Here is a 20,648-nt window from a genome sequence, read left to right on the forward strand (position 1 = left end):
CGCTCTCCTGGGATATGGAATCGACTCGTTCAGCATAGCCGCAGTCCGGCCGCCGCGGCTCAGCTTTTGCCGCGCCGGGGCGGTTTGTAGCCGTCGTTCAGCGTTTGCAGGAAGGCCAGCATGTCGTCGATGTCGCGCTCGCTGAACATCGGCTTGCCGCCCGCCTTGCCGCCGAACGGCGCCTCCATATTGACGTTTGCCTGATAGCGCGCCGGCAGGTCGTCGAACTTGGCCACCTTGCCGTCCTTGCCCTTCGGATACCACTTGTCGGGACGCGTGTCGCGCTCGGCGTAGAAGCGCAGCACCTGGCGCAGATCGTGGAAGCTGCCGTTGTGGAAGAAAACCTTGCGGGTGGCGACGTTACGCAGGCTGGGGGTGCGGAACAGGCCGCAGTAGTCGCCGCGGTTCTTGAAGTCCGTGCGGACAGGTCCGCACAGACCCAGGTCGAAATAATGGTTGTCGCGGTTGGCGGCGAGTGCAGGATTGCGCGGCGCGCCGACGGCGATGTGGCCGTAGTCGGTGAAGGAGGGGAAGGCGCCGCTTTCGCTGCGCTGGCTGATATGGCAGGACGCGCAGTTGCCTTTGTCCGGATCGTTGAACGCCTTCAGTCCACGCGTTTCTTTGGCGGTCAGCTTGGCCTGGCCGCGCAGGAAGGCATCGTATTTGCTGTCGTAGGGGTAGAACTCGCGGGGATTCTGCTGGAACACTTCCAGCGCCAAGGCGGCCTTGTCGAAAGCCTGCGCGGGCCGATTGAAGATATCGTTGCCGAACAGCGCTTTGAAGCGCGCGGCGGAGGATGAGCGCCGCAGTTTATCGACCACTGCGGCTGAGGTGCCGTTGGCCATCTCGTTGGCGGCCAGCAGCGGCAGCGCGGCTTGGGCGTGGGTGGAGTCGGCGCGGCCGTCCCAGGTGTAGCCGCCGGTGGGGCCGGCGTCTTCGCTGTCGTTGCCGTCGTTGTCGTGGAAGTGCTCGCTGAACGGCGGCACGTTTTGCAGATAGCGCAGCGAAGGCGCGGCGCGGGTGCCGGGTTGTCTGCCGTCCTTGCCGCCCAGCTGCGCGGCTAATCCGTTGGGCGGGCCGTAGGCGTGGGAGGGGCTATGGCAACTGGCGCAGGACATCTGGCCGGAGGCGGACAGCGAACGGTCGAAGAACAGCTGGCGGCCCAGCGCTTCCAGCTGTTTGGCGCTGACAGGCCGCGGGCCCGGCGCGTAGCTGGCGTTCTGATAGGCAGGTTTGACGGGCGCGCCGGCCATGATGAGGCTGGAGCAGGACAGCAGGGAAAGCGCGAGGATTCGTTGCATGGTGGCGGCGTCGATTGCGGTGGCGGGACTGTACTTCGGCTGCATGACAGAAAGATGAAAATGGAAAGGCGGCATCTGTTCATACGGAAAATACTAACAGAATGTAAATGTAATGTAACATGCCGTCGCGATACTTCGCATTTTCCGTTAAACAGCAAGGAAATCCGTGATGCAACGTTTAGCCTGTGGGCTGGCGCTGACCGTGATCGGCGCCGCCGTTTTGAGCGCCTGCGGCAGCGGCGGCGGCTCGGCCTCGACCAGCGGGGTGGTGACCGGCAGCTACTTCCGTCATGCCAAAGTCTGTCTGGACCGCAACGGCAACGGTCGTTGCGACAGCACTGAAATCTCTACCTACACCGACGACAACGGCGCGTTCAGCCTCAATGGTTTGGGCGATGTGGTGGTGGAGGTGGGAACCGACGCGGTCCGCTACGACCCCGACACCAAAACCGCGACGCCGGTGACCGATCCGCTGGTGTTCCGCGCGCCGGCCTCCGCCCATGGCGTGGTCAGCTCGCTGTCCACCGAAGTGGCCGACCTGATGGACGGCGGCATGGACCTCGCCAGCGCGCGCAGCGCGGTGGCTGCCCGAGTGGGCGTGCCGGAGGACAAGCTGCTGGGCGACCACAACAAGGAAGGCGATCCCGACGTCAAAGCGGCGCTGAAGGCGGCGATCAACCAGAACATCGACGCCATCGCCGGCGCGGTGAAGGAAGCGGGCGCCGGCGGCGACGTCAAGGCCAGCCTGCACAAGCGGATGGCGCTGTCCGACATCAAGAACGTGGTGGTGATCTACGCCGAGAACCGCGGCTTCGACAATCTGTACGGCCTGTTCCCCGGCGCCAACGGCGTGCCCGGCGTCAATCCCTCATCCAAGGGCGGCTACGTCGCGCAGAAGGATTTCGACAACTCGGTCCTGCCGGCGCTGCCGCCGACCTGGGGCGGCCTGACCGCCGCCGGGCAGACCGTGACGCTGAGTCAGGCGCAGACCATGGGCTTCGCCAACAAGCCGTTCCAGATCGATGATCCGAACGGCCTGAACGGCACCGGCGTGGCGGTGCCGCAATCGGTGGTGACCCGCGACCTGGTCCACCGCTTCTACAATAACCAGATGCAGATCAACGGCGGCGCCAACGACAAGTTCGCCGCCTATTCCGACGCCGGCGGCCTGTCCATGGGTTATTACGACGGCAGCAAGATGGCGATGTGGCAGCTGGCGCAGCAATACACGCTGGCCGACAACTTCTTCATGGGCGCTTTCGGCGGCTCCTTCCTCAACCACCAGTATCTGGTCTGCGCCTGTGCGCCGCAGTATCCGAATGCCGATGCCTCGCCGGCCAAGGGCAGCATCTCGGCGATAGACGTAGACGACAAGGGCAACTTCATCCGCCTGACGCCGGCCGCCAATACGCCGGCATCGGTGCTGTCCGGTCAGGCCAAGTATCTGAACGACGGCAATCTGACGCCCAAGGACGCGGCCGGCATGTACTACGCGGTCAACACCATGCAGCCGGCGTTCCAGCCCAGCGGCAACGCGCCGGCCTCCGGCGACGCCAGCGGCCTCTACGCCGATCCGGCCAAGGCCAACACCTTGCCGGTCCAGACCCAGGCGACCATCGCCGACAGGCTGGACGCCAAGAAGGTGAGCTGGGCCTGGTATGCCGGCGGCTGGGCGCAGTCCACCGCCGACCGCAGCAAGGTCTACAACGGCAGCGTGCCGAATTTCCAGGCCCACCATCAGCCGTTCAACTACTATGCCGGCTTCGACCCGTCCAAGCAGGCGGCCTATCGCGGCCAGCACCTGAAGGATTTCGACCAGGACTTCCTGAGCGCCGCAGCCGCGGGCACGCTGCCGCAGGTGGCGTTCTACAAGCCGCAGGGCAATCTGAACCAGCATGCCGGCTACGCCAGCGTGGCGGATGGCGACGCGCACATCGCCTCGGTGATCGCCAAGCTGCAGCAAAGCCCGCAGTGGAAGAATATGCTGGTCGTCGTCACCTATGACGAGAACGGCGGCTTCTACGACCACGCCGCGGTGCCCAAGGGCGACCGCTGGGGGCCGGGCACCCGCATTCCGGCCATTCTGATCTCGCCGTTCGCCAGGAAAGGCTATGTCGACCACACCCAGTACGACACGGCCTCCATCCTGCGCTTCCTGAGCCGCCGTTTCGGCCTGCAGCCGTTGCCGGGCGTGGTCGCGCGCGATATCGCCTTGGTGAGGAACGACGGCAGGCCGATGGGCGACTTCACGTCGGCGCTGACCTTCAACTAAGACCCGCTAACAAAACCCCTGATCCTGCGTTGCGCCTCCTTGTCGTACTACTTGTACTGCCTGCGTCGGCGCGCCTTGGCTCAGGTACGCTACGCGGTTTTGTTAGCGGCGCTAAGCCGCTATTCTTTAGCCGTTGATGAGCCGCCCGCTGTACCGGGCGGCTTTTTGTTAGCGTTCATGGCATTCGGCACGCAGACGGCCGCAGAGTGATAAACTGAAATGCTTCCCGCCAATATTTTATCGTCATGCAGTTGAAAATCGCTCCCGGCATGCTGACGCCGCTCATCGTCGCCACGGCGCTGTTCATGGAAAACATGGACGCCACCGTGATCTCAACCTCGCTGCCGGTGATCGCTCAGGATCTGGGTGTGGACCCGATCTCGCTGAAACTGGCGCTGACGTCCTATCTGGTCAGCCTGGCGGTATTCATTCCCATCAGCGGCTGGATGGCCGACCGCTTCGGCGCCCGCCGCATTTTCCGCTCCGCCATCCTGGTGGTCATGTTGGGTTCGCTGTTGTGCGCGATGACCGACAGCTTGCACGGCTTCGTGCTGGCGCGTTTCCTGCAGGGCATAGGCGGGGCGATGATGGTGCCGGTGGGGCGGCTGGTGATTCTACGAACCATAGACAAGGCGGACCTGGTTCGGGCGCTCAGCTACCTGACCGTGCCGGCGTTGCTGGGGCCGGTGATCGGCCCGCCGCTGGGCGGCTTCATCAGCACTTATTTCCATTGGCGCTGGATCTTTCTGATCAATATCCCGATCGGTCTGCTCGGGCTGGCGCTGGCCGGGCGCTTCATCGCCAATCTGAAAGAGGACGAGGTGCCCAGGCTGGACTGGTGGGGTTTCGCGCTGACTGGCTCCGGCTTGTCGATGTTGATGCTGGGTCTGGCGACGGAAGGCAAGCACATGTTGTCCGCCACCGCTTCGATCTGGTTGTCCATGGCGGGGGCGGCCTTGCTGCTGGTCTATCTCCGGCATTACCGCCGGCAGGCGCACCCGCTGCTGGATTTGTCCTTGCTCCGGCTACCTACCTTCAGTGCCGGCGTTGTCGGGGGGTTCGTATTCCGTGTCGGCATCGGCACCATCCCTTTCCTGCTGCCCTTGATGCTGCAGCTGGGCTTCGGCTTCTCGCCGTTCGAGTCCGGACTGCTGACCTGCTCCACCGCGATGGGGGCGATAGGGATGAAGACCATCGTCTCCAAGGTGCTGCAACGGTTCGGCTTCCGCCAGGTGCTGGTGGTGAACAGCATTCTGGCGGGCTGCTCGGTGGCCGTGTACGCGCTGTTCAAGGCCGATACGCCGCACTGGCTGCTGCTGCTGGTGTTCGTGCTGGGCGGCTGTCTGCGCTCCTTGCAGTTCACCAGCCTGAACGCGATCACTTTCGCCGATGTCGACAAGGAGCGGCTTAGCTATGCCACCAGCTTGTCCAGCGTCGCGCAGCAGCTGGCTGCCGGCTTCGGCGTGACGGTGGGCGCGTTCGCGCTGCAGACGGTCGCCTGGCTGCAGGGCCATCAGCAGTTGACCGCCGGCGATTTCGGCCATGCCTTCCTGATCATGGGCGGCCTGACGGTATTGTCCAGCCTGCAGTTTTTGAAGTTGAAGCAGGATGCCGGACGGCAGGTGTCGGGGGGGCATGAGTGACGGCCGTTCCGGTTTTCCCCCGGCACGGCCGCTTGCCTGGGGCTAGATCGGCTTGGAGGCTTCCCGGTCGAACGCCCAGATGTCGCGTTCGCCGAACTCCAGCCAGCACTCGCCGGCGGCCCTGGGCTCCTGCCCGTAGGCGCGCAGACGGTTTTCGCCTTGCTGCAGCAGGTATTCCCAGCGGTCGCCCAGATACATCGAGGTGAGCAGCCTGGCCGGCAGGCGGTTGTGGCCGGGCTCGTCGCGCACGCGCAGCCGCTCAAGCCGGATCACCGCCTGCGCCTGGCTTCCCGCCGGCAAGGGCTGGCGGGCGGTGGCCCGCAGCTGCCAGCCGTCGCCGTTCAGGATGACGCTATCGCCTTCGCTGGCGGCGACGGTGGCGCTCAAGGTGTTGTTGGCGCCCATGAATTGCGCGCTGTACAGGCTGACGGGCTGGGAGTAGAGCTCGGTCGGCGTGCCGGCCTGCTCGATGCGGCCGTGCTTGAGCAGCAGGATGCGGTCGGACATCGCCATCGCCTCGCCCTGGTCGTGGGTGACGCACAGCGCGGACAGCTTCAGCTCCATGATCAGTTCGCGCAACCAGGCGCGGGCTTCCTCGCGCAGCTTGGCGTCCAGATTGGACAGCGGCTCGTCCAGCAGGAGCACCGGCGGGTTGTACACCAGGGCGCGTGCGATGGCCACCCGCTGCTGCTGGCCGCCGGAAAGCTGGTGGGGGTAGCGCCGGCCCAGCGCGCCCAGGCCCAGCTGCTCCAGCACCTGTCCCACCCGGTCGGCCGTCTCTTTCTGCCCGGTCTTGCGCAGCCTGAGACCGTAGCCGACGTTTTCCGCCACCGTTCGATGAGGCCACAGCGCATAGGACTGGAACACCAGACCCAGCGAGCGATGCTCGACCGGCAGGTTGTGGCCGGCGTCGCCGTCGTACAGGGTTTGCTCGTTGAGGCGGATGGCGCCGGCTGAGGGCTGCTCCAGTCCGGCGATGGCCCGCAACAGCGTGGTCTTGCCGCTGCCGGAGGCGCCCAGAAGCGAGACGACCTCCCCGGCATTGAGGGCGAAAGACACGCCTTTGAGGATGGGCGTGGCGTCATAGCTGAGAAACAGATTGTCGACGACGAGCTTAGTCATGCAGTTTCACTCCCAGGCGCAGCGCCACGGCCAAGCCGGCGCCCACCATCAGAATATTGATCACGGACAGCGCGGCCACCTGGTCCACCGCCCCGGTGGCCCACAGCGATACCAGCAGCGAGCCTATGACCTCGGTGCCGGGGGACAGCAGGTAGACGGCGGTGGAGTATTCGCGCTCGAAAATCATGAAGATCAGCAGCCAACTGGAAATCAGGCCGAAGCGGATCAGCGGCAGGGTGACGTCCAGGCTGGCGCGACGCGGACTGGCGCCGACGCTGCGGGCGGCCTCCTCCAATTCCGGCCCCACCTGCAGCAGCGCGCTTTGCACCAGCCGCATGCCGTAGGCCAGCCAGACCACGGTGTAGGCCAACCAGATCGAGAACATGCTGTTCTTTGCGCCCTGCAGGCCGGGAACGAACAGGAACACCCACAGGAAGGCGAGGCCGGCCAGGATGCCGGGCACCGCGCGCGGCAGCAGCACCAGATAGTCCAGCAGGCGGCTGCCCCAATCGTGGCGGCGATGGCCGGCGAAGCCCACCAGGGTATAGAGGCCCACCGCCAGCGCGCCGCCTATCACGCCGATGCCCAGGGTGTTGACGATGGCGCGCACGATGCTGTCTTCCTCGAACAGCAGCGAGAAGTGCTCCAGCGTCAGCGCCTCGGCCAGGGAAACGCCTTCTCCCCAGTGGCTGACCACCGAGCGCAGCGCGATGCCGGAAATGGGCACCGCCACCGTCAGCAGCAGCCACAGCAGCACGATGGCGACGGCGGGATAGCGCCAGGCGCCCAGCGACAGCGCGTGCCGGCGGCCGGCCTTGCCCTTTACCGTGACGAAACGGTTGGCGCTGCGCAGCAGGCGGCGCTGCAGCAGCACCAGCGGAAAGGTGATGGCGATCAGGCATACCGCCACCGCGGCCATCAGGTGATAGGACGGAATGCCCAGCTTGTTGGTGAGCTTGTACAGATAGGTGGCCAGCACCAGATGGCCTTCCGGATCGCCCAGCACCAGCGGCAGACCGAAGATCTCGAAGCCCAGAAACAGCACCAGCACGCCGGAAAACAGCAGCGAGGGCATGATCATCGGCAGGCTGATGTCGCGAGCGACCCGGAACGGGCTGGCCCCGGCCACGCGCGCCGCCTCCTCCACGTCCGATCCCAGATTGCGCAGAGCGGCGGAGGCGTACAGATAGATGTGCGGCACGTGGGTGAGGCCGGCGATGACGGCGATGCTGGTCAGCGAATAGATGCTCCACGGCAGCTCGTCCCAGCCGAACAGCTGCTTCAGCCACAGCGAATGGAAACCCACCGGGCCGGCGGCCACCACATAGCCGAAAGCCAGCACCATCGGCGAGACGAAGACCGGCGTCAGCAGCAGCGGCTCCAGCCAGCGGCGGCCGGGCAGGTCGGTGCGGACCATCAAAAAGGCGAGCACGCCGCCCAGGGGAATGGCGATCAGCGCCATGCCGGCGGCGATCGCCACCGAGTTCTTCAGCGCGGACCAGAAGTCCGGGTCGGCGAAGATGAAGCGATAGGCGTCCAGCCCCAGGCTTTTCTCCGCCATGAAAAAGGGTTGGTTGAGCAGGCTCTGGTACAGCACCAGCGACAGCGGCGCCATCACGGCCAGCGCGACGCAGGCGATGAGCAGCGTGCGCCAGCAAAGATGGCGGGCCAGCGCGCGGCCGGGCGCGGCCGGCGGCGTGGCGGCGGCGGTGGAGGTATTCATGGCTTGGACTCCGGAATGGGGGCGTCCGGCGCGATCCGGGACGGTGCGCGGGACGGGAAGCGCCGGCCCGGCCGGGATGGCCGGGCGGCGGCTCAGTTCTTCAGCGCCTGTTGCCAGTTGCGCATGAAGTCCAGCCGCTTGGCCTGGTCCAGGTAAACCAGCAGGCCGGAGCCGATCTGGATCGGCCTGATGCTGCTGCCCAATTGCTGGTTCAGCGCGGACAGGGAGGCCGCGCCGCCGACGTCGGCGCGCAGGGAGAACAGGTCGGCCTGGTTGGCGAGGACGTCCTGGCCGCGCTTGGACAGCAGGTAGTCCAGCCACAGGCGGGCGGCGTTGGGGTTTCTGGCCTTCTTGGACACGATGGCCAGACGGCTGGCGACCTGGGTGTAGTCCTTGGGATAGACGTAGCCGATGGATGGGTCCTTCTTGGCCTTGGCGAAGGCGTAGGAGCCGAGGATGTTGTAGCCGATCAGATTCTCGCCGGAGGAGATGCGCTCCATCATCGCGCCGGTGGAGGTCTGCAGCTTGACGCCCGATTGGCCCAGCGCGCGCACCAGATCCCAGACGCCCTGCGGGCTGTAGCGGTAGTCCTGGGTCAGGAAGTTGAAGCCTACGCCGGAACGCTCGATGTCGTAGGTGGTGACCTTGCCCTTGAAGCGCGAAGGATTGGTCTTGAGGATGCGGATCAGGTCGGCGCGGGTCTGCGGGATTTCCGCCGGCTTGAGCAGGCGCTTGTTGTAGACGATGGCCACCGGCTCGTAGGTGGTGGCGTAAGCCTGCTGCTGGTAATGGGCCCATTTGGGCAGCTTGGACGTTTCGGGCGAGGCGTAGCTGGCGGCGTAGCCGTCGTTGACCAGCTTCACCTGCAGATCCATCGCCGAACTCCAGACCAGGTCGGCGCTGGCGCTGTTGGCCGCGTTCTCGCTGATGAAGCGGTTGTAGATCTCGGTGGTGTTCATGTCGTGGTATTCCACCTTCACCGCCGGATAGAGCGTCTGAAAGTCTTTCAGCAGCGGCCGGGCGATCGCGCTGTCGGTGGCGGAATAGATGATCAGCTTGCCTTCCTTGGCCGCGGCGGCTTCCAGATTCTGATAGCTGGACGGATAGTGAGCCGGCGCGGCCCAGGCGCCGCCGCTTAACGCCGCGACGCACAGTGATAGTTTCAGCTTGCCATGCATGACGTCTTCTCCTGTAGGAGCCCTGTCCGGGCTCGTCTCGGTTCCGCCGCTCTATTGGCTGCGGTCTGGCAAGCATGGTATTAGAGTAAACCTTTCAATCCGCTTTCAGCTGGGCAAGTCATGCGCATTCTCCTGGTGGAAGACAATCCGGCCCTGGCCGAATCCTTGCTCAAGGCCTTGACGCAGGCGGGCTTCGCCGTCGACGCGATGCACGACGGACAAGACGCCGACCATGTGCTGCATACCCAGGACTACGCGCTGGTGATCCTGGATCTGGCCCTGCCCAGGCTGGATGGCTGGGAAGTGCTCAGGCGCTTGCGCGCCCGGCGCAAATCGGTGCCGGTGCTGATTTTGACCGCCCACGGCTCGGTAGAGGACAGGGTCAAGGGGCTGGACATGGGGGCCGACGACTACCTGTCCAAGCCGTTCGACCTGATTGAGCTGGAAGCCCGGGTGAGGGCGCTGATACGCCGCAGCCATGGCCATGACCATAACCGGCTGAACGTGGGCGGCTTGAGCTACGACGGCGCGGGCCGAGTGTTCACGCTGGCCGGGCAGGCCTTGAAGCTGACGCCGCGCGAGCACGCGGTGCTGGAACTGCTGATGCTGCAGGGCGGCAAAGCCATCAGCAAGGACGCGCTGTCCGAGCGCATTTTCGGCCTGGACGAATCCGGCAGCGCCGAAGCCATGGAAATTTACGTTCACCGGCTGCGCAAGAAGCTGGCGAACGGAGACGTCGGCATCGTCACCTTGCGCGGTCTGGGCTATCTGCTGGCGCGGACGGACGGCGGCCATGATTAATGGCCAGGCCTGGCGGCGGCCGGACAGCCTGCGGCTGCGCTTGCTGTGGGGATTGCTGCTGCCCTTGTTGTTGCTGCTGTCGCTGGACGCCTATCTGACCTACCAGCGCAGCCTGGCCGGTGCCAATGCGGCTTTCGACCGCATGCTGCATACGTCGGCGCGCGCCATCGCCAATGGTGTCAGCAGCCACGGCGGGGAAATCAGGGTGGACATTCCCTACTTCGCCTTGCAGATGTTCGAGAGCAATGCCGCCGGCAAGGTGTTCTATCGGGTCAGCGACGCGCGGGGCAAGGCGCTGACCGGTTACGAAGACTTGCCGCCCCCGGCCAGGAAAGAGCAGGATGCGCCCGCGCTGCAGTTCGCCGACGCCGATTATCTGGGCGAGGAGGTGAGGCTGGTCAGTCTGCGCCAGTCGGTGAGGGACATGCTCACGTTGCGGGATCAGGATGTCTGGGTACAGGTGGCGGAGACGCCGGAGTCGAGACAGGCGCTGGCGCGCAGCCTGCTGTTGGGGTCATTGCTGCAGGAAATCCTGCTGGTGTTGACGTTGCTGCTGATCGTCTCGCTGGCGGTCAGCCGCGGGCTGCGGCCCCTGCGGCGCTTGTCGGCTGAAGTGGCGGGCAGAAAGGAGGGCGATCTGGAGCCCCTGCCCAAGGCGGGACTGCCCAGCGAGCTGACGCCGCTGGTGGATGTGCTCAATCTGCACGGCGAGCGGCTGCAGCGCTTGTTCGCCGCCAGGCGGCGCTTCATCGACGACGCCGCCCACCAACTGAAGACGCCGCTGGCGGTGATGCAGACCCAGGCTGAGCTGGCCTTGCGCGAGGAAGCGCCAGCCGAGCAGCGGCGGCAACTGCGGCGACTGCTGGCCGGCCTGCGCCAGGCGGGGCATATGGTCGCGCAATTGCTGCAGATGTCGCGGCTGGAGCCGGACAACGGTCAGCCCATCGCGCTGGAAAGGGTGGACGCGGCGGCGCTGGCGCGCGAGGTGGCGCTGGAATGGGCCGCCGTCGCGCATGAGTGCGGCGCGGATCTGGGTTATGAGGGCGCGGACAGCGTGTCGGTTCGCGGCAATCGCGCCCTGCTGCGCGAGTTGCTGAACAATCTGCTGGACAACGCCTTGCGCTACGCCGGGGAGGGGGCGGTGGTGACGGTGGCGGTGCGGGATGGGCCGCATGCCTGCCTGGAGGTGAGAGACAGCGGTCCAGGCATTCCGGAAGCCGAACGGGAAAAGGTGCTGCTGCGATTTTATCGCTTGGCTGGGGAGAGGCGGGATGGCAGCGGATTGGGGCTGGCCATCGTCAGGGAGATCGCGGGGCGGCATGGCGCGCGCTTGTCGCTGGATCAAGCGATTGAGGGGGGATTGCGGGTGGGCGTGCATTTCCCCGAACGCTGAAAAACGAAAACCCCATTGCCGAAGCAATGGGGTCTCGCTGAATTTGGTGCCCAAGAGAAGACTCGAACTTCCACACCCTTGCGGGCGCTAGGACCTGAACCTAGTGCGTCTACCAATTCCGCCACCTGGGCAAAACTCTGATTGTGTCACTGCCGAAACCTGGAACTGAAAGCGCCAGATTTGCAAATATCTGGTGCCCAGGAGAAGACTCGAACTTCCACACCCTTGCGGGCGCTAGGACCTGAACCTAGTGCGTCTACCAATTCCGCCACCTGGGCATACGACTTCATACCGTGTACAGCGATCTGTGTTGGTGCCCAAGAGAAGACTCGAACTTCCACACCCTTGCGGGCGCTAGGACCTGAACCTAGTGCGTCTACCAATTCCGCCACCTGGGCCAACCAGATTTTCATGATGCCAGCTTAGCAACGGGCTTACAATAGTAAGATTGGTGCCCAAGAGAAGACTCGAACTTCCACACCCTTGCGGGCGCTAGGACCTGAACCTAGTGCGTCTACCAATTCCGCCACCTGGGCGTCGCTTTGCTGTATCATTTGTTGCATCGCTGCAACGAGATGCGAATTATAGACATTATCTAGAGGGTGTCAATGGCTCAATCAGAAAAAAAACAAAAAAAGCTTTCCCTTCGTGACCGGGACCCCTTCCTGGAACGGGAAAAACTCAAATATTCCAATCCCTTGCCCAGCCGCGAGTTCATCATGCAGATACTCGCCGAGCAGGGGGTGCCGCTGTTTCCTGACGAATTGGGACAGATGCTGTCCATCGCCAGCGACGAATCGACTTATTTCGAACGCCGTTTGCGCGCGATGGAGCGCGACGGCGAAATCATCATCAACCGCAAGGGCGCTGTCTGCGTCGCCCAGAAACTCGATCTGGTCCGCTGCAAGGTATCGGGCCACCGCGACGGTTACGGCTTCGCGATACCGGACGAGGGCGAGGGGAACGGGAGCGACATCTTCCTGCCCGAGCGCGAAATGAAGAAGGTGATGCACGGCGACCGCGTGATGGTGCGGCCGTCCGGAGTCGACCGCCGCGGTCGGCAGGAGGGCCGGATCGTCGAAGTGCTGGAGCACGCGGTGACCCGCTTGGTCGGCCGCATCCAGCACGAACGCGGCGTATGGGTGGTGCGACCGGAAGACCGCCGTCTCAACCACGACATCCTGATCGAGCCGGGCGGCGAAGCCGGCGCCAAGGACGGCCAGGTGGTGATGGTGGACATCCTGCAGCAGCCGGACGCCCACCATCAGCCGGTCGGCCGGGTCGACGAAGTGCTCGGCAACTACGCCGATCCGGGCATGGAGATCGAGATCGCTCTGCGCAAGCACGCGCTACCGCACCGCTTCCCCGACGAAGCGCTGGCCCAGGCCAAGGCGACGCCGAAGAAGGTGCGCAAAAAGGACTGGACCAAGGACCGCGTCGATCTGCGCGATCTGCCGCTGGTGACGATAGACGGCGAAACCGCGCGCGATTTCGACGACGCGGTATACGCGGAGAAGCATGGCAAGGGCTATCGGCTGGTGGTGGCGATCGCCGACGTCAGCTTTTACGTGCAGCCCGGCGACGCGCTGGACAAGGAGGCGCTCGATCGCGGCACCTCGGTCTACTTCCCGCGCAGGGTGATCCCGATGCTGCCGGAGGCGCTGTCCAACGGCATCTGTTCGCTGAATCCCGACGTCGAGCGGATGTGCATGGTCTGCGACATGCAGATCAATGCCAAGGGCGAGGTCAAGAAGTACAAGTTCTACCCGGCGGTGATGCAGTCCAAGGCCCGCCTGACCTACAACCAGGTATGGGACTGGCTGCAGAACGGCACCGACCACGCGATGCTGCCGCATGTGAAGGATCTGTACGCGCTGTTCAAGATCCTGCTGGCCGCGCGCGCCAAGCGCGGCGCGATCGAGTTCGACTCGGTCGAAACCCAGATGATCTTCAACGACAAGGGCAAGATCGAGCGCATCGTGCCGGTGGTGCGCAATGACGCGCACCGCCTGATCGAGGAGTGCATGCTGGCGGCTAATGTCTGCTCGGCCGATTTCCTTCAGAAGAACGGCCACAAGGCGCTGTACCGCGTCCATGAGGGGCCGACCGAGGAAAAGCTGGAAAACCTGCGCACCTATCTGCGTCTGGTCGGTCTGACGCTGGGCGGAGGCGACAAGCCCACCGCCAAGGACTACGGCAAGCTGGCCGGAGAGATCCACGGCCGCCCGGACGCTGCGGTGCTGCAGACCATGTTGCTGCGTTCGATGCAGCAGGCGGTCTACACGCCGGACAACAACGGCCACTTCGGTCTGGCCTACGAGGCCTATACCCACTTCACCTCGCCGATCCGCCGCTATCCGGACCTGCTGGTCCATCGCGCGATCAAGGCGGTGCTGAAGGGCGGCAAGTACAAGCCCGGCAAGTGGGCGCAGCTGGGTGTGCATTGCTCGATGACCGAACGCCGCGCCGACGACGCCAGCCGCGACGTCGAATCCTGGCTGAAGACCTACTATATGCGCGACAAGGTCGGCGAGGTCTTCCAGGGCAAGATCAGCGCGGTCACCAGTTTCGGCGTGTTCGTGCTGCTGGACGAGGTCTACGCGGAGGGCCTGGTGCACATCTCCGAATTGGGCAAGGACTACTTCCACTTCAAGAAGGACATCCAGGCCATCGTCGGCGAAAAGAGCGGGGTCCAGTACCGGCTTGGCGACACGCTGACCGTCAAGGTGATGGGCGCCAATCTCGAAAGCTCCCAGGTGGATTTCGCGCTGATCAAGGATGCGCCGTCGGCGCCGGTCGCGGATGAGGAACCGGCCGAGAAACGGCCTGCGAGCCGGTCTGGCCGTCGCCGTCGCGGCGCAAAGGCCGAGACTCCGGTGGAGACGCGTCCGGCTGAACCGGCCTCTCCGGTCAGCGAACCGGTGGAGTCTACGGCCAAGCCGGCAGGCTTGCCGCAGGCGCCGAGAGGCCGTAGGCGCCCGGCCCAGGCCGCCGGCGAAGATCAGTCCGCAGCCCCGCAGGCCGCGAAGCCGGCGACGAACAAGGCATCCGAGCTGAAGCCTGAGGCGGCGCCCGAGGCGAAGGCCGCGGCTGCCAGACCGGCGACGCCGAAAGGACGTGTCCGTACGACGAAGCCGGCCGATGAAAAGCCGGCGAACGTCCAGGCGCCGAAACCGCCTGCGGCAAAGCCGGCGGCGCGTCGCCAGGCTGCGAAGAGCAGTCCGGAAGCCGCGCCGGCGGAGACGCCGGCCCAGCCTGTCGCGCGCAAGCGCGGCAGCGGCAGGAGCAATGCCAAGCGGCGCACCGGCGAAGAGTGATCAGCCCTTATCTATATTTAAAGGTATAGGCAAACCGGTTCGAGTCTATGATTCGAGCCGGTTTTTGTTTGGCGGCGCGCTTTCCCATCGTCGATCGGGCGCGGGATGGCATCGCATTTCTGAATGCCGGTCTGTGATCTTTTCTTTTGAAATCATGGCTTTGTGGTTTGTCTGAAGGAATTCTGCGAAATTTATCGCAAAAGGTGTTGACGGGTCCGGGGGCGGGGCGTATAGTTCGCCTCCTCAGCTGACGCAGCGAACGAAACGACGGAAACGAAACGGTTCCCGACGAAGACGACGCAGCGATCGGCACCGCTCTTTAACAGAACGAATAACCGATAGGTGTAAGTGCTTGGCGAAAGCCGACACTTGCACTGCAAGAGATAGGAAATACCAGTTATTTCTTTGAACTTGCGTGCCAGAAAATTGCTATGAGATTGAACTGAAGAGTTTGATCCTGGCTCAGATTGAACGCTGGCGGCATGCTTTACACATGCAAGTCGAACGGTAACAGGGTGCTTGCACCGCTGACGAGTGGCGAACGGGTGAGTAATGCATCGGAATGTGCCGTGTAATGGGGGATAGCTCGGCGAAAGCCGGATTAATACCGCATACGCCCTGAGGGGGAAAGTGGGGGACCGTAAGGCCTCACGTTATACGAGCAGCCGATGTCTGATTAGCTAGTTGGGGAGGTAAAGGCTCACCAAGGCGACGATCAGTAGCGGGTCTGAGAGGATGATCCGCCACACTGGGACTGAGACACGGCCCAGACTCCTACGGGAGGCAGCAGTGGGGAATTTTGGACAATGGGCGCAAGCCTGATCCAGCCATGCCGCGTGTCTGAAGAAGGCCTTCGGGTTGTAAAGGACTTTTGTCAGGGAGGAAATCCCCAGGGTTAATACCCTTGGGGGATGACAGTACCTGAAGAATAAGCACCGGCTAACTACGTGCCAGCAGCCGCGGTAATACGTAGGGTGCGAGCGTTAATCGGAATTACTGGGCGTAAAGCGTGCGCAGGCGGTTGTGCAAGTCTGATGTGAAAGCCCCGGGCTCAACCTGGGAACGGCATTGGAGACTGCACGACTAGAGTGCGTCAGAGGGGGGTAGAATTCCACGTGTAGCAGTGAAATGCGTAGAGATGTGGAGGAATACCGATGGCGAAGGCAGCCCCCTGGGATGACACTGACGCTCATGCACGAAAGCGTGGGGAGCAAACAGGATTAGATACCCTGGTAGTCCACGCCCTAAACGATGTCAATTAGCTGTTGGGGGTTTGAATCCTTGGTAGCGTAGCTAACGCGTGAAATTGACCGCCTGGGGAGTACGGCCGCAAGGTTAAAACTCAAAGGAATTGACGGGGACCCGCACAAGCGGTGGATGATGTGGATTAATTCGATGCAACGCGAAAAACCTTACCTGCTCTTGACATGTACGGAACTTGCCAGAGATGGCTTGGTGCCCGAAAGGGAGCCGTAACACAGGTGCTGCATGGCTGTCGTCAGCTCGTGTCGTGAGATGTTGGGTTAAGTCCCGCAACGAGCGCAACCCTTGTCATTAGTTGCCATCATTTGGTTGGGCACTCTAATGAGACTGCCGGTGACAAACCGGAGGAAGGTGGGGATGACGTCAAGTCCTCATGGCCCTTATGAGCAGGGCTTCACACGTCATACAATGGTCGGTACAGAGGGTTGCCAAGCCGCGAGGTGGAGCTAATCTCAGAAAACCGATCGTAGTCCGGATCGCACTCTGCAACTCGAGTGCGTGAAGTCGGAATCGCTAGTAATCGCAGATCAGCATGCTGCGGTGAATACGTTCCCGGGTCTTGTACACACCGCCCGTCACACCATGGGAGTGAGTTTCACCAGAAGTGGGTAGGCTAACCGCAAGGAGGCCGCTTACCACGGTGGGATTCATGACTGGGGTGAAGTCGTAACAAGGTAGCCGTAGGGGAACCTGCGGCTGGATCACCTCCTTTCTAGAGAATGGCGATTGCCAAGTACTTACAGCCTATCGGTTATTTGATTTGAAGGGCATTGAGGTTGTGCAGAGCACGATCTCATAAGTCAACTGGGTTTGTAGCTCAGCTGGTTAGAGCACTGTGTTGATAACGCAGGGGTCGTAGGTTCGAGTCCTACCAGACCCACCAGTTACACTCTGGGTGTTCTGATGAGCACTACAGAAAGCCATTTTTGTGCCAGGCAAGGCGCGAGGGCGCGACGTGTACAGATGTACACGAGCGACGGAGCAACGCAGCATGGGACAAAAAGAGGGGGATTAGCTCAGTTGGGAGAGCACCTGCTTTGCAAGCAGGGGGTCGTCGGTTCGATCCCGTCATCCTCCACCATACGCCGCAAACAAAATCGAATTGAAAAGTTTGATTCTGTTTGCGTTGTTGAAACGCCCGATCTTTAACAAACTGAAGAAGCCGAATATATAAGACGGCGAGACAAACAGCAGGAGTTAACTCTTCTGTTGAATGAATCGTCATCTTGGGTATTTGATTGTATCTAAGGCTGCGTCGCCATATCAAAAGGGGCGGTGCAGTCGTCGCACAAACACTCTCTGTCGTTTTGGTGATCTAGGTTACTGAAATGATAGGGTCAAGCGACTAAGTGCATCTGGTGGATGCCTTGGCGATCACAGGCGATGAAGGACGTGTAAGCCTGCGAAAAGCGCGGGGGAGCTGGCAATAGAGCTTTGATCCCGCGATGTCCGAATGGGGAAACCCCTCCGCAAGGAGATCCCTGACTGAATCCATAGGTCAGTGGAGGCGAACCGAGTGAACTGAAACATCTAAGTAACTCGAGGAATAGAAATCAACCGAGATTCCGTAAGTAGTGGCGAGCGAACGCGGAACAGCCTGTATGTGTTATGAGTTGCGTTAGTGGAATGGAATGGAAAGTCCAGCCGTAGTGGGTGATAGCCCCGTACACGAAAACGCATCGCAAGAACTAGGCATACGAGAAGTAGGGCGGGACACGCGAAATCCTGTCTGAAGATGGGGGGACCATCCTCCAAGGCTAAATACTCGTGATCGACCGATAGTGAACCAGTACCGTGAGGGAAAGGCGAAAAGAACCCCGGGAGGGGAGTGAAATAGAACCTGAAACCGGATGCATACAAACAGTGGGAGCGGACTTGTTCCGTGACTGCGTACCTTTTGTATAATGGGTCAGCGACTTACGTTCAGTAGCAAGCTTAACCGAATAGGGGAGGCGTAGGGAAACCGAGTCCGAATAGGGCGATTGAGTTGCTGGGCGTAGACCCGAAACCGAGTGATCTATCCATGGCCAGGATGAAGGTGCGGTAACACGCACTGGAGGTCCGAACCCACTAGTGTTGCAAAACTAGGGGATGAGCTGTGGATAGGGGTGAAAGGCTAAACAAACTCGGAGATAGCTGGTTCTCCCCGAAAACTATTTAGGTAGTGCCTCATGTATCACTTCCGGGGGTAAAGCACTGTTATGGCTAGGGGGTCATTGCGATTTACCAAACCATGGCAAACTCTGAATACCGGAAAGTGCGAGCATGGGAGACAGACGGTGGGTGCTAACGTCCATCGTCAAGAGGGAAACAACCCAGACCGCCAGCTAAGGTCCCAAATGATCAGTTAAGTGGTAAACGAAGTGGGAAGGCCTAGACAGCCAGGATGTTGGCTTAGAAGCAGCCATCATTTAAAGAAAGCGTAATAGCTCACTGGTCGAGTCGTCCTGCGCGGAAGATGTAACGGGGCTCAAACTGATAACCGAAGCTGCGGATGCACAGTTTACTGTGCGTGGTAGGGGAGCGTTCTGTAGGTCTGTGAAGGTGTCTCGTAAGGGATGCTGGAGATATCAGAAGTGCGAATGCTGACATGAGTAGCGATAAAGCGGGTGAAAAGCCCGCTCGCCGAAAGCCCAAGGTTTCCTACGCAACGTTCATCGGCGTAGGGTGAGTCGGCCCCTAAGGCGAGGCTGAAAAGCGTAGTCGATGGGAAACGGGTTAAAATTCCCGTACTTTTATGTAGTGCGATGTGGGGACGGAGAAGGTTAGGTCAGCAGACGGTTGGAAGTGTCTGTTCAAGCCGGTAGGCTGGAGAGGTAGGCAAATCCGCCTCTCCTTAAGGCCGAGACGTGATAACGAGGGTCTACGGACCCGAAGTGACTGATACCACGCTTCCAGGAAAAGCCACTAAGCTTCAGCTACATAAGAACCGTACCGCAAACCGACACAGGTGGGCAGGATGAGAATTCTAAGGCGCTTGAGAGAACTCAGGAGAAGGAACTCGGCAAATTGATACCGTAACTTCGGGAGAAGGTATGCCTGTTGAGGTGTAGGACTTCGCGTCTGAAGCTTCGACAGGTCGCAGAGAATCGGTGGCTGCGACTGTTTAACAAAAACACAGCACTGTGCCAACACGAAAGTGGACGTATACGGTGTGACGCCTGCCCGGTGCCGGAAGGTTAAGTGATGGGGTGCAAGCTCTTGATCGAAGCCCCGGTAAACGGCGGCCGTAACTATAACGGTCCTAAGGTAGCGAAATTCCTTGTCGGGTAAGTTCCGACCCGCACGAATGGCGTAACGATGGCCACACTGTCTCCTCCTGAGACTCAGCGAAGTTGAAGTGTTTGTGAAGATGCAATCTCCCCGCTGCTAGACGGAAAGACCCCGTGAACCTTTACTGTAGCTTTGCATTGGACTTTGAACAGACTTGTGTAGGATAGGTGGGAGGCTTTGAAGCTGAGACGCTAGTTTCAGTGGAGCCGACCTTGAAATACCACCCTGGTGTGTTTGAGGTTCTAACCTTGGTCCGTGATCCGGATTGGGGACAGTGCATGGTAGGCAGTTTGACTGGGGCGGTCTCCTCCCAAAGTGTAACGGAGGAGTTCGAAGGTTACCTAGGTACGGTCGGAAATCGTGCTGATAGTGCAATGGCAAAAGGTAGCTTAACTGCGAGACCGACAAGTCGAGCAGGTGCGAAAGCAGGACATAGTGATCCGGTGGTTCTGAATGGAAGGGCCATCGCTCAACGGATAAAAGGTACTCCGGGGATAACAGGCTGATACCGCCCAAGAGTTCACATCGACGGCGGTGTTTGGCACCTCGATGTCGGCTCATCACATCCTGGGGCTGTAGCCGGTCCCAAGGGTATGGCTGTTCGCCATTTAAAGTGGTACGTGAGCTGGGTTCAAAACGTCGTGAGACAGTTTGGTCCCTATCTGCAGTGGGCGTTGGAAGTTTGACGGGGGCTGCTCCTAGTACGAGAGGACCGGAGTGGACGAACCTCTGGTGTACCGGTTGTCACGCCAGTGGCATCGCCGGGTAGCTAAGTTCGGAAGAGATAACCGCTGAAAGCATCTAAGCGGGAAACTTGCCTGAAGATGAGACTTCCCTGGAGGCTTGACCTCCCTGAAGAGTCGTTCGAGACCAGGACGTTGATAGGTCGGGTGTGGAAGCGCTGTGAGGCGTGAAGCTAACCGATACTAATTGCTCGTGAGGCTTGATCCTATCATTTGAGTGGCTTGGGATAGCGTGCGAATCTGAGATTCGTTTAGCTGCCGAGACGCGAGATAGAGTGTGTGTGCGACACAATTAAATACCGAATATTCGAGAATCAGGGCGATGTTCTGATTCAGGCTTCTTGAGTTTGTACCAGTTTATGTCTGGTGGCCATAGCGAGGTGGTCCCACGCCTTCCCATCCCGAACAGGACCGTGAAACGCCTTAGCGCCGATGATAGTGTGGCATTCGCCATGTGAAAGTAGGACACCGCCAGACGCCCAATAACGAAGCCCAGCTCAGACGAGCTGGGCTTTGTGCATTGGTGGGCCGCGCCCCCAAACACAAGCCCTGCCGGGTATCCGGCGGGGCTTTGTCGTTTCCGGCTAGCGGCACGGGATTCCGGTTCTACCGCTCGCCA

Annotated in this window: 9 protein-coding genes, 6 tRNA genes and 3 rRNA genes; 10 read left to right on the top strand and 8 right to left on the bottom strand. The window is 61.5% G+C overall.

Going from position 1 to position 20,648, the window contains the following annotated elements:
• Positions 1-59: 59 nt before the first annotated feature.
• The gene (locus WNM05_RS06660) at positions 60-1,301 is read right to left on the bottom strand and encodes a cytochrome-c peroxidase (RefSeq protein WP_434633582.1); all 1,242 of its coding nucleotides are present in this window, start codon (positions 1,299-1,301) and stop codon (positions 60-62) included.
• Positions 1,302-1,470: 169 nt separating this feature from the next.
• Here WNM05_RS06660 and WNM05_RS06665 point away from each other — a divergent pair, with 169 nt between their 5' ends.
• Together WNM05_RS06665 and WNM05_RS06670 are read left to right on the top strand one after the other, a co-directional pair.
• On the top strand, positions 1,471-3,573 hold the full coding sequence (locus WNM05_RS06665; protein ID WP_434633583.1) for an acid phosphatase: 2,103 nt from the start codon (positions 1,471-1,473) through the stop codon (positions 3,571-3,573).
• Between the two features lie 245 nt (positions 3,574-3,818).
• On the top strand, positions 3,819-5,216 hold the full coding sequence (locus WNM05_RS06670; RefSeq protein WP_434633584.1) for a DHA2 family efflux MFS transporter permease subunit: 1,398 nt from the start codon (positions 3,819-3,821) through the stop codon (positions 5,214-5,216).
• A 42-nt stretch (positions 5,217-5,258) separates the two neighbouring features.
• On the opposite strand, the gene WNM05_RS06675 is transcribed toward WNM05_RS06670, so the two are convergent.
• From WNM05_RS06675 to WNM05_RS06685, 3 genes are all read right to left on the bottom strand, one after another.
• Entirely contained in the window at positions 5,259-6,338 is a 1,080-nt protein-coding gene (locus tag WNM05_RS06675) for an ABC transporter ATP-binding protein (RefSeq protein WP_434633586.1), read from the bottom strand.
• The gene (locus tag WNM05_RS06680) at positions 6,331-8,061 is read right to left on the bottom strand and encodes an ABC transporter permease (RefSeq protein WP_434633589.1); all 1,731 of its coding nucleotides are present in this window, start codon (positions 8,059-8,061) and stop codon (positions 6,331-6,333) included. The genes WNM05_RS06675 and WNM05_RS06680 overlap by 8 nt, the downstream gene beginning before the upstream one ends.
• A gap of 92 nt (positions 8,062-8,153) precedes the next feature.
• Positions 8,154-9,239 (bottom strand): ABC transporter substrate-binding protein, encoded by a 1,086-nt coding sequence (locus tag WNM05_RS06685; protein WP_434633591.1) that lies wholly within the window; start codon positions 9,237-9,239, stop codon positions 8,154-8,156.
• A 120-nt stretch (positions 9,240-9,359) separates the two neighbouring features.
• Here WNM05_RS06685 and WNM05_RS06690 point away from each other — a divergent pair, with 120 nt between their 5' ends.
• Both WNM05_RS06690 and WNM05_RS06695 read left to right on the top strand, forming a co-directional pair.
• Positions 9,360-10,040 carry a response regulator gene (locus WNM05_RS06690; RefSeq protein ID WP_434633593.1) on the top strand — a complete coding sequence of 227 codons (681 nt, stop codon included), beginning with the start codon at positions 9,360-9,362 and terminating at the stop codon, positions 10,038-10,040.
• Positions 10,033-11,433 (top strand): sensor histidine kinase N-terminal domain-containing protein, encoded by a 1,401-nt coding sequence (locus tag WNM05_RS06695; protein ID WP_434633594.1) that lies wholly within the window; start codon positions 10,033-10,035, stop codon positions 11,431-11,433. The genes WNM05_RS06690 and WNM05_RS06695 overlap by 8 nt, the downstream gene beginning before the upstream one ends.
• Positions 11,434-11,477: 44 nt before the next feature.
• Here the strand turns inward: WNM05_RS06695 and WNM05_RS06700 are convergent.
• The 4 genes from WNM05_RS06700 to WNM05_RS06715 all read right to left on the bottom strand — a co-directional run bounded on the left by WNM05_RS06700 (position 11,478) and on the right by WNM05_RS06715 (position 11,969).
• Positions 11,478-11,564, bottom strand: a tRNA-Leu gene (locus WNM05_RS06700).
• Between the two features lie 60 nt (positions 11,565-11,624).
• Positions 11,625-11,711 (bottom strand) — tRNA-Leu (locus WNM05_RS06705).
• 33 nt (positions 11,712-11,744) lie between these two features.
• Positions 11,745-11,831, bottom strand: a tRNA-Leu gene (locus WNM05_RS06710).
• A gap of 51 nt (positions 11,832-11,882) precedes the next feature.
• Positions 11,883-11,969, bottom strand: a tRNA-Leu gene (locus WNM05_RS06715).
• Between the two features lie 72 nt (positions 11,970-12,041).
• Between WNM05_RS06715 and rnr the strand changes: the two genes are divergently transcribed.
• The 6 genes from rnr (at position 12,042) to rrf (ending at position 20,506) form a co-directional block, all read left to right on the top strand.
• On the top strand, positions 12,042-14,750 hold the full coding sequence (gene rnr, locus WNM05_RS06720) for a ribonuclease R (protein WP_434633595.1): 2,709 nt from the start codon (positions 12,042-12,044) through the stop codon (positions 14,748-14,750).
• 439 nt (positions 14,751-15,189) lie between these two features.
• Positions 15,190-16,725, top strand: a 16S ribosomal RNA gene (locus tag WNM05_RS06725).
• A 94-nt stretch (positions 16,726-16,819) separates the two neighbouring features.
• A tRNA-Ile gene (locus tag WNM05_RS06730) sits at positions 16,820-16,896 on the top strand.
• 122 nt (positions 16,897-17,018) lie between these two features.
• A tRNA-Ala gene (locus WNM05_RS06735) sits at positions 17,019-17,094 on the top strand.
• Positions 17,095-17,348: 254 nt separating this feature from the next.
• Positions 17,349-20,237: ribosomal RNA gene (locus tag WNM05_RS06740) — 23S ribosomal RNA — on the top strand.
• A gap of 154 nt (positions 20,238-20,391) precedes the next feature.
• A 5S ribosomal RNA gene (gene rrf / locus WNM05_RS06745) occupies positions 20,392-20,506 on the top strand.
• Together the 16S, 23S and 5S rRNA genes with 2 tRNA genes alongside form the textbook arrangement of a ribosomal RNA operon.
• Positions 20,507-20,648: the final 142 nt, after the last annotated feature.

This window comes from Chromobacterium sp. CV08, assembly GCF_051129845.1.
Classification (GTDB): domain Bacteria; phylum Pseudomonadota; class Gammaproteobacteria; order Burkholderiales; family Chromobacteriaceae; genus Chromobacterium.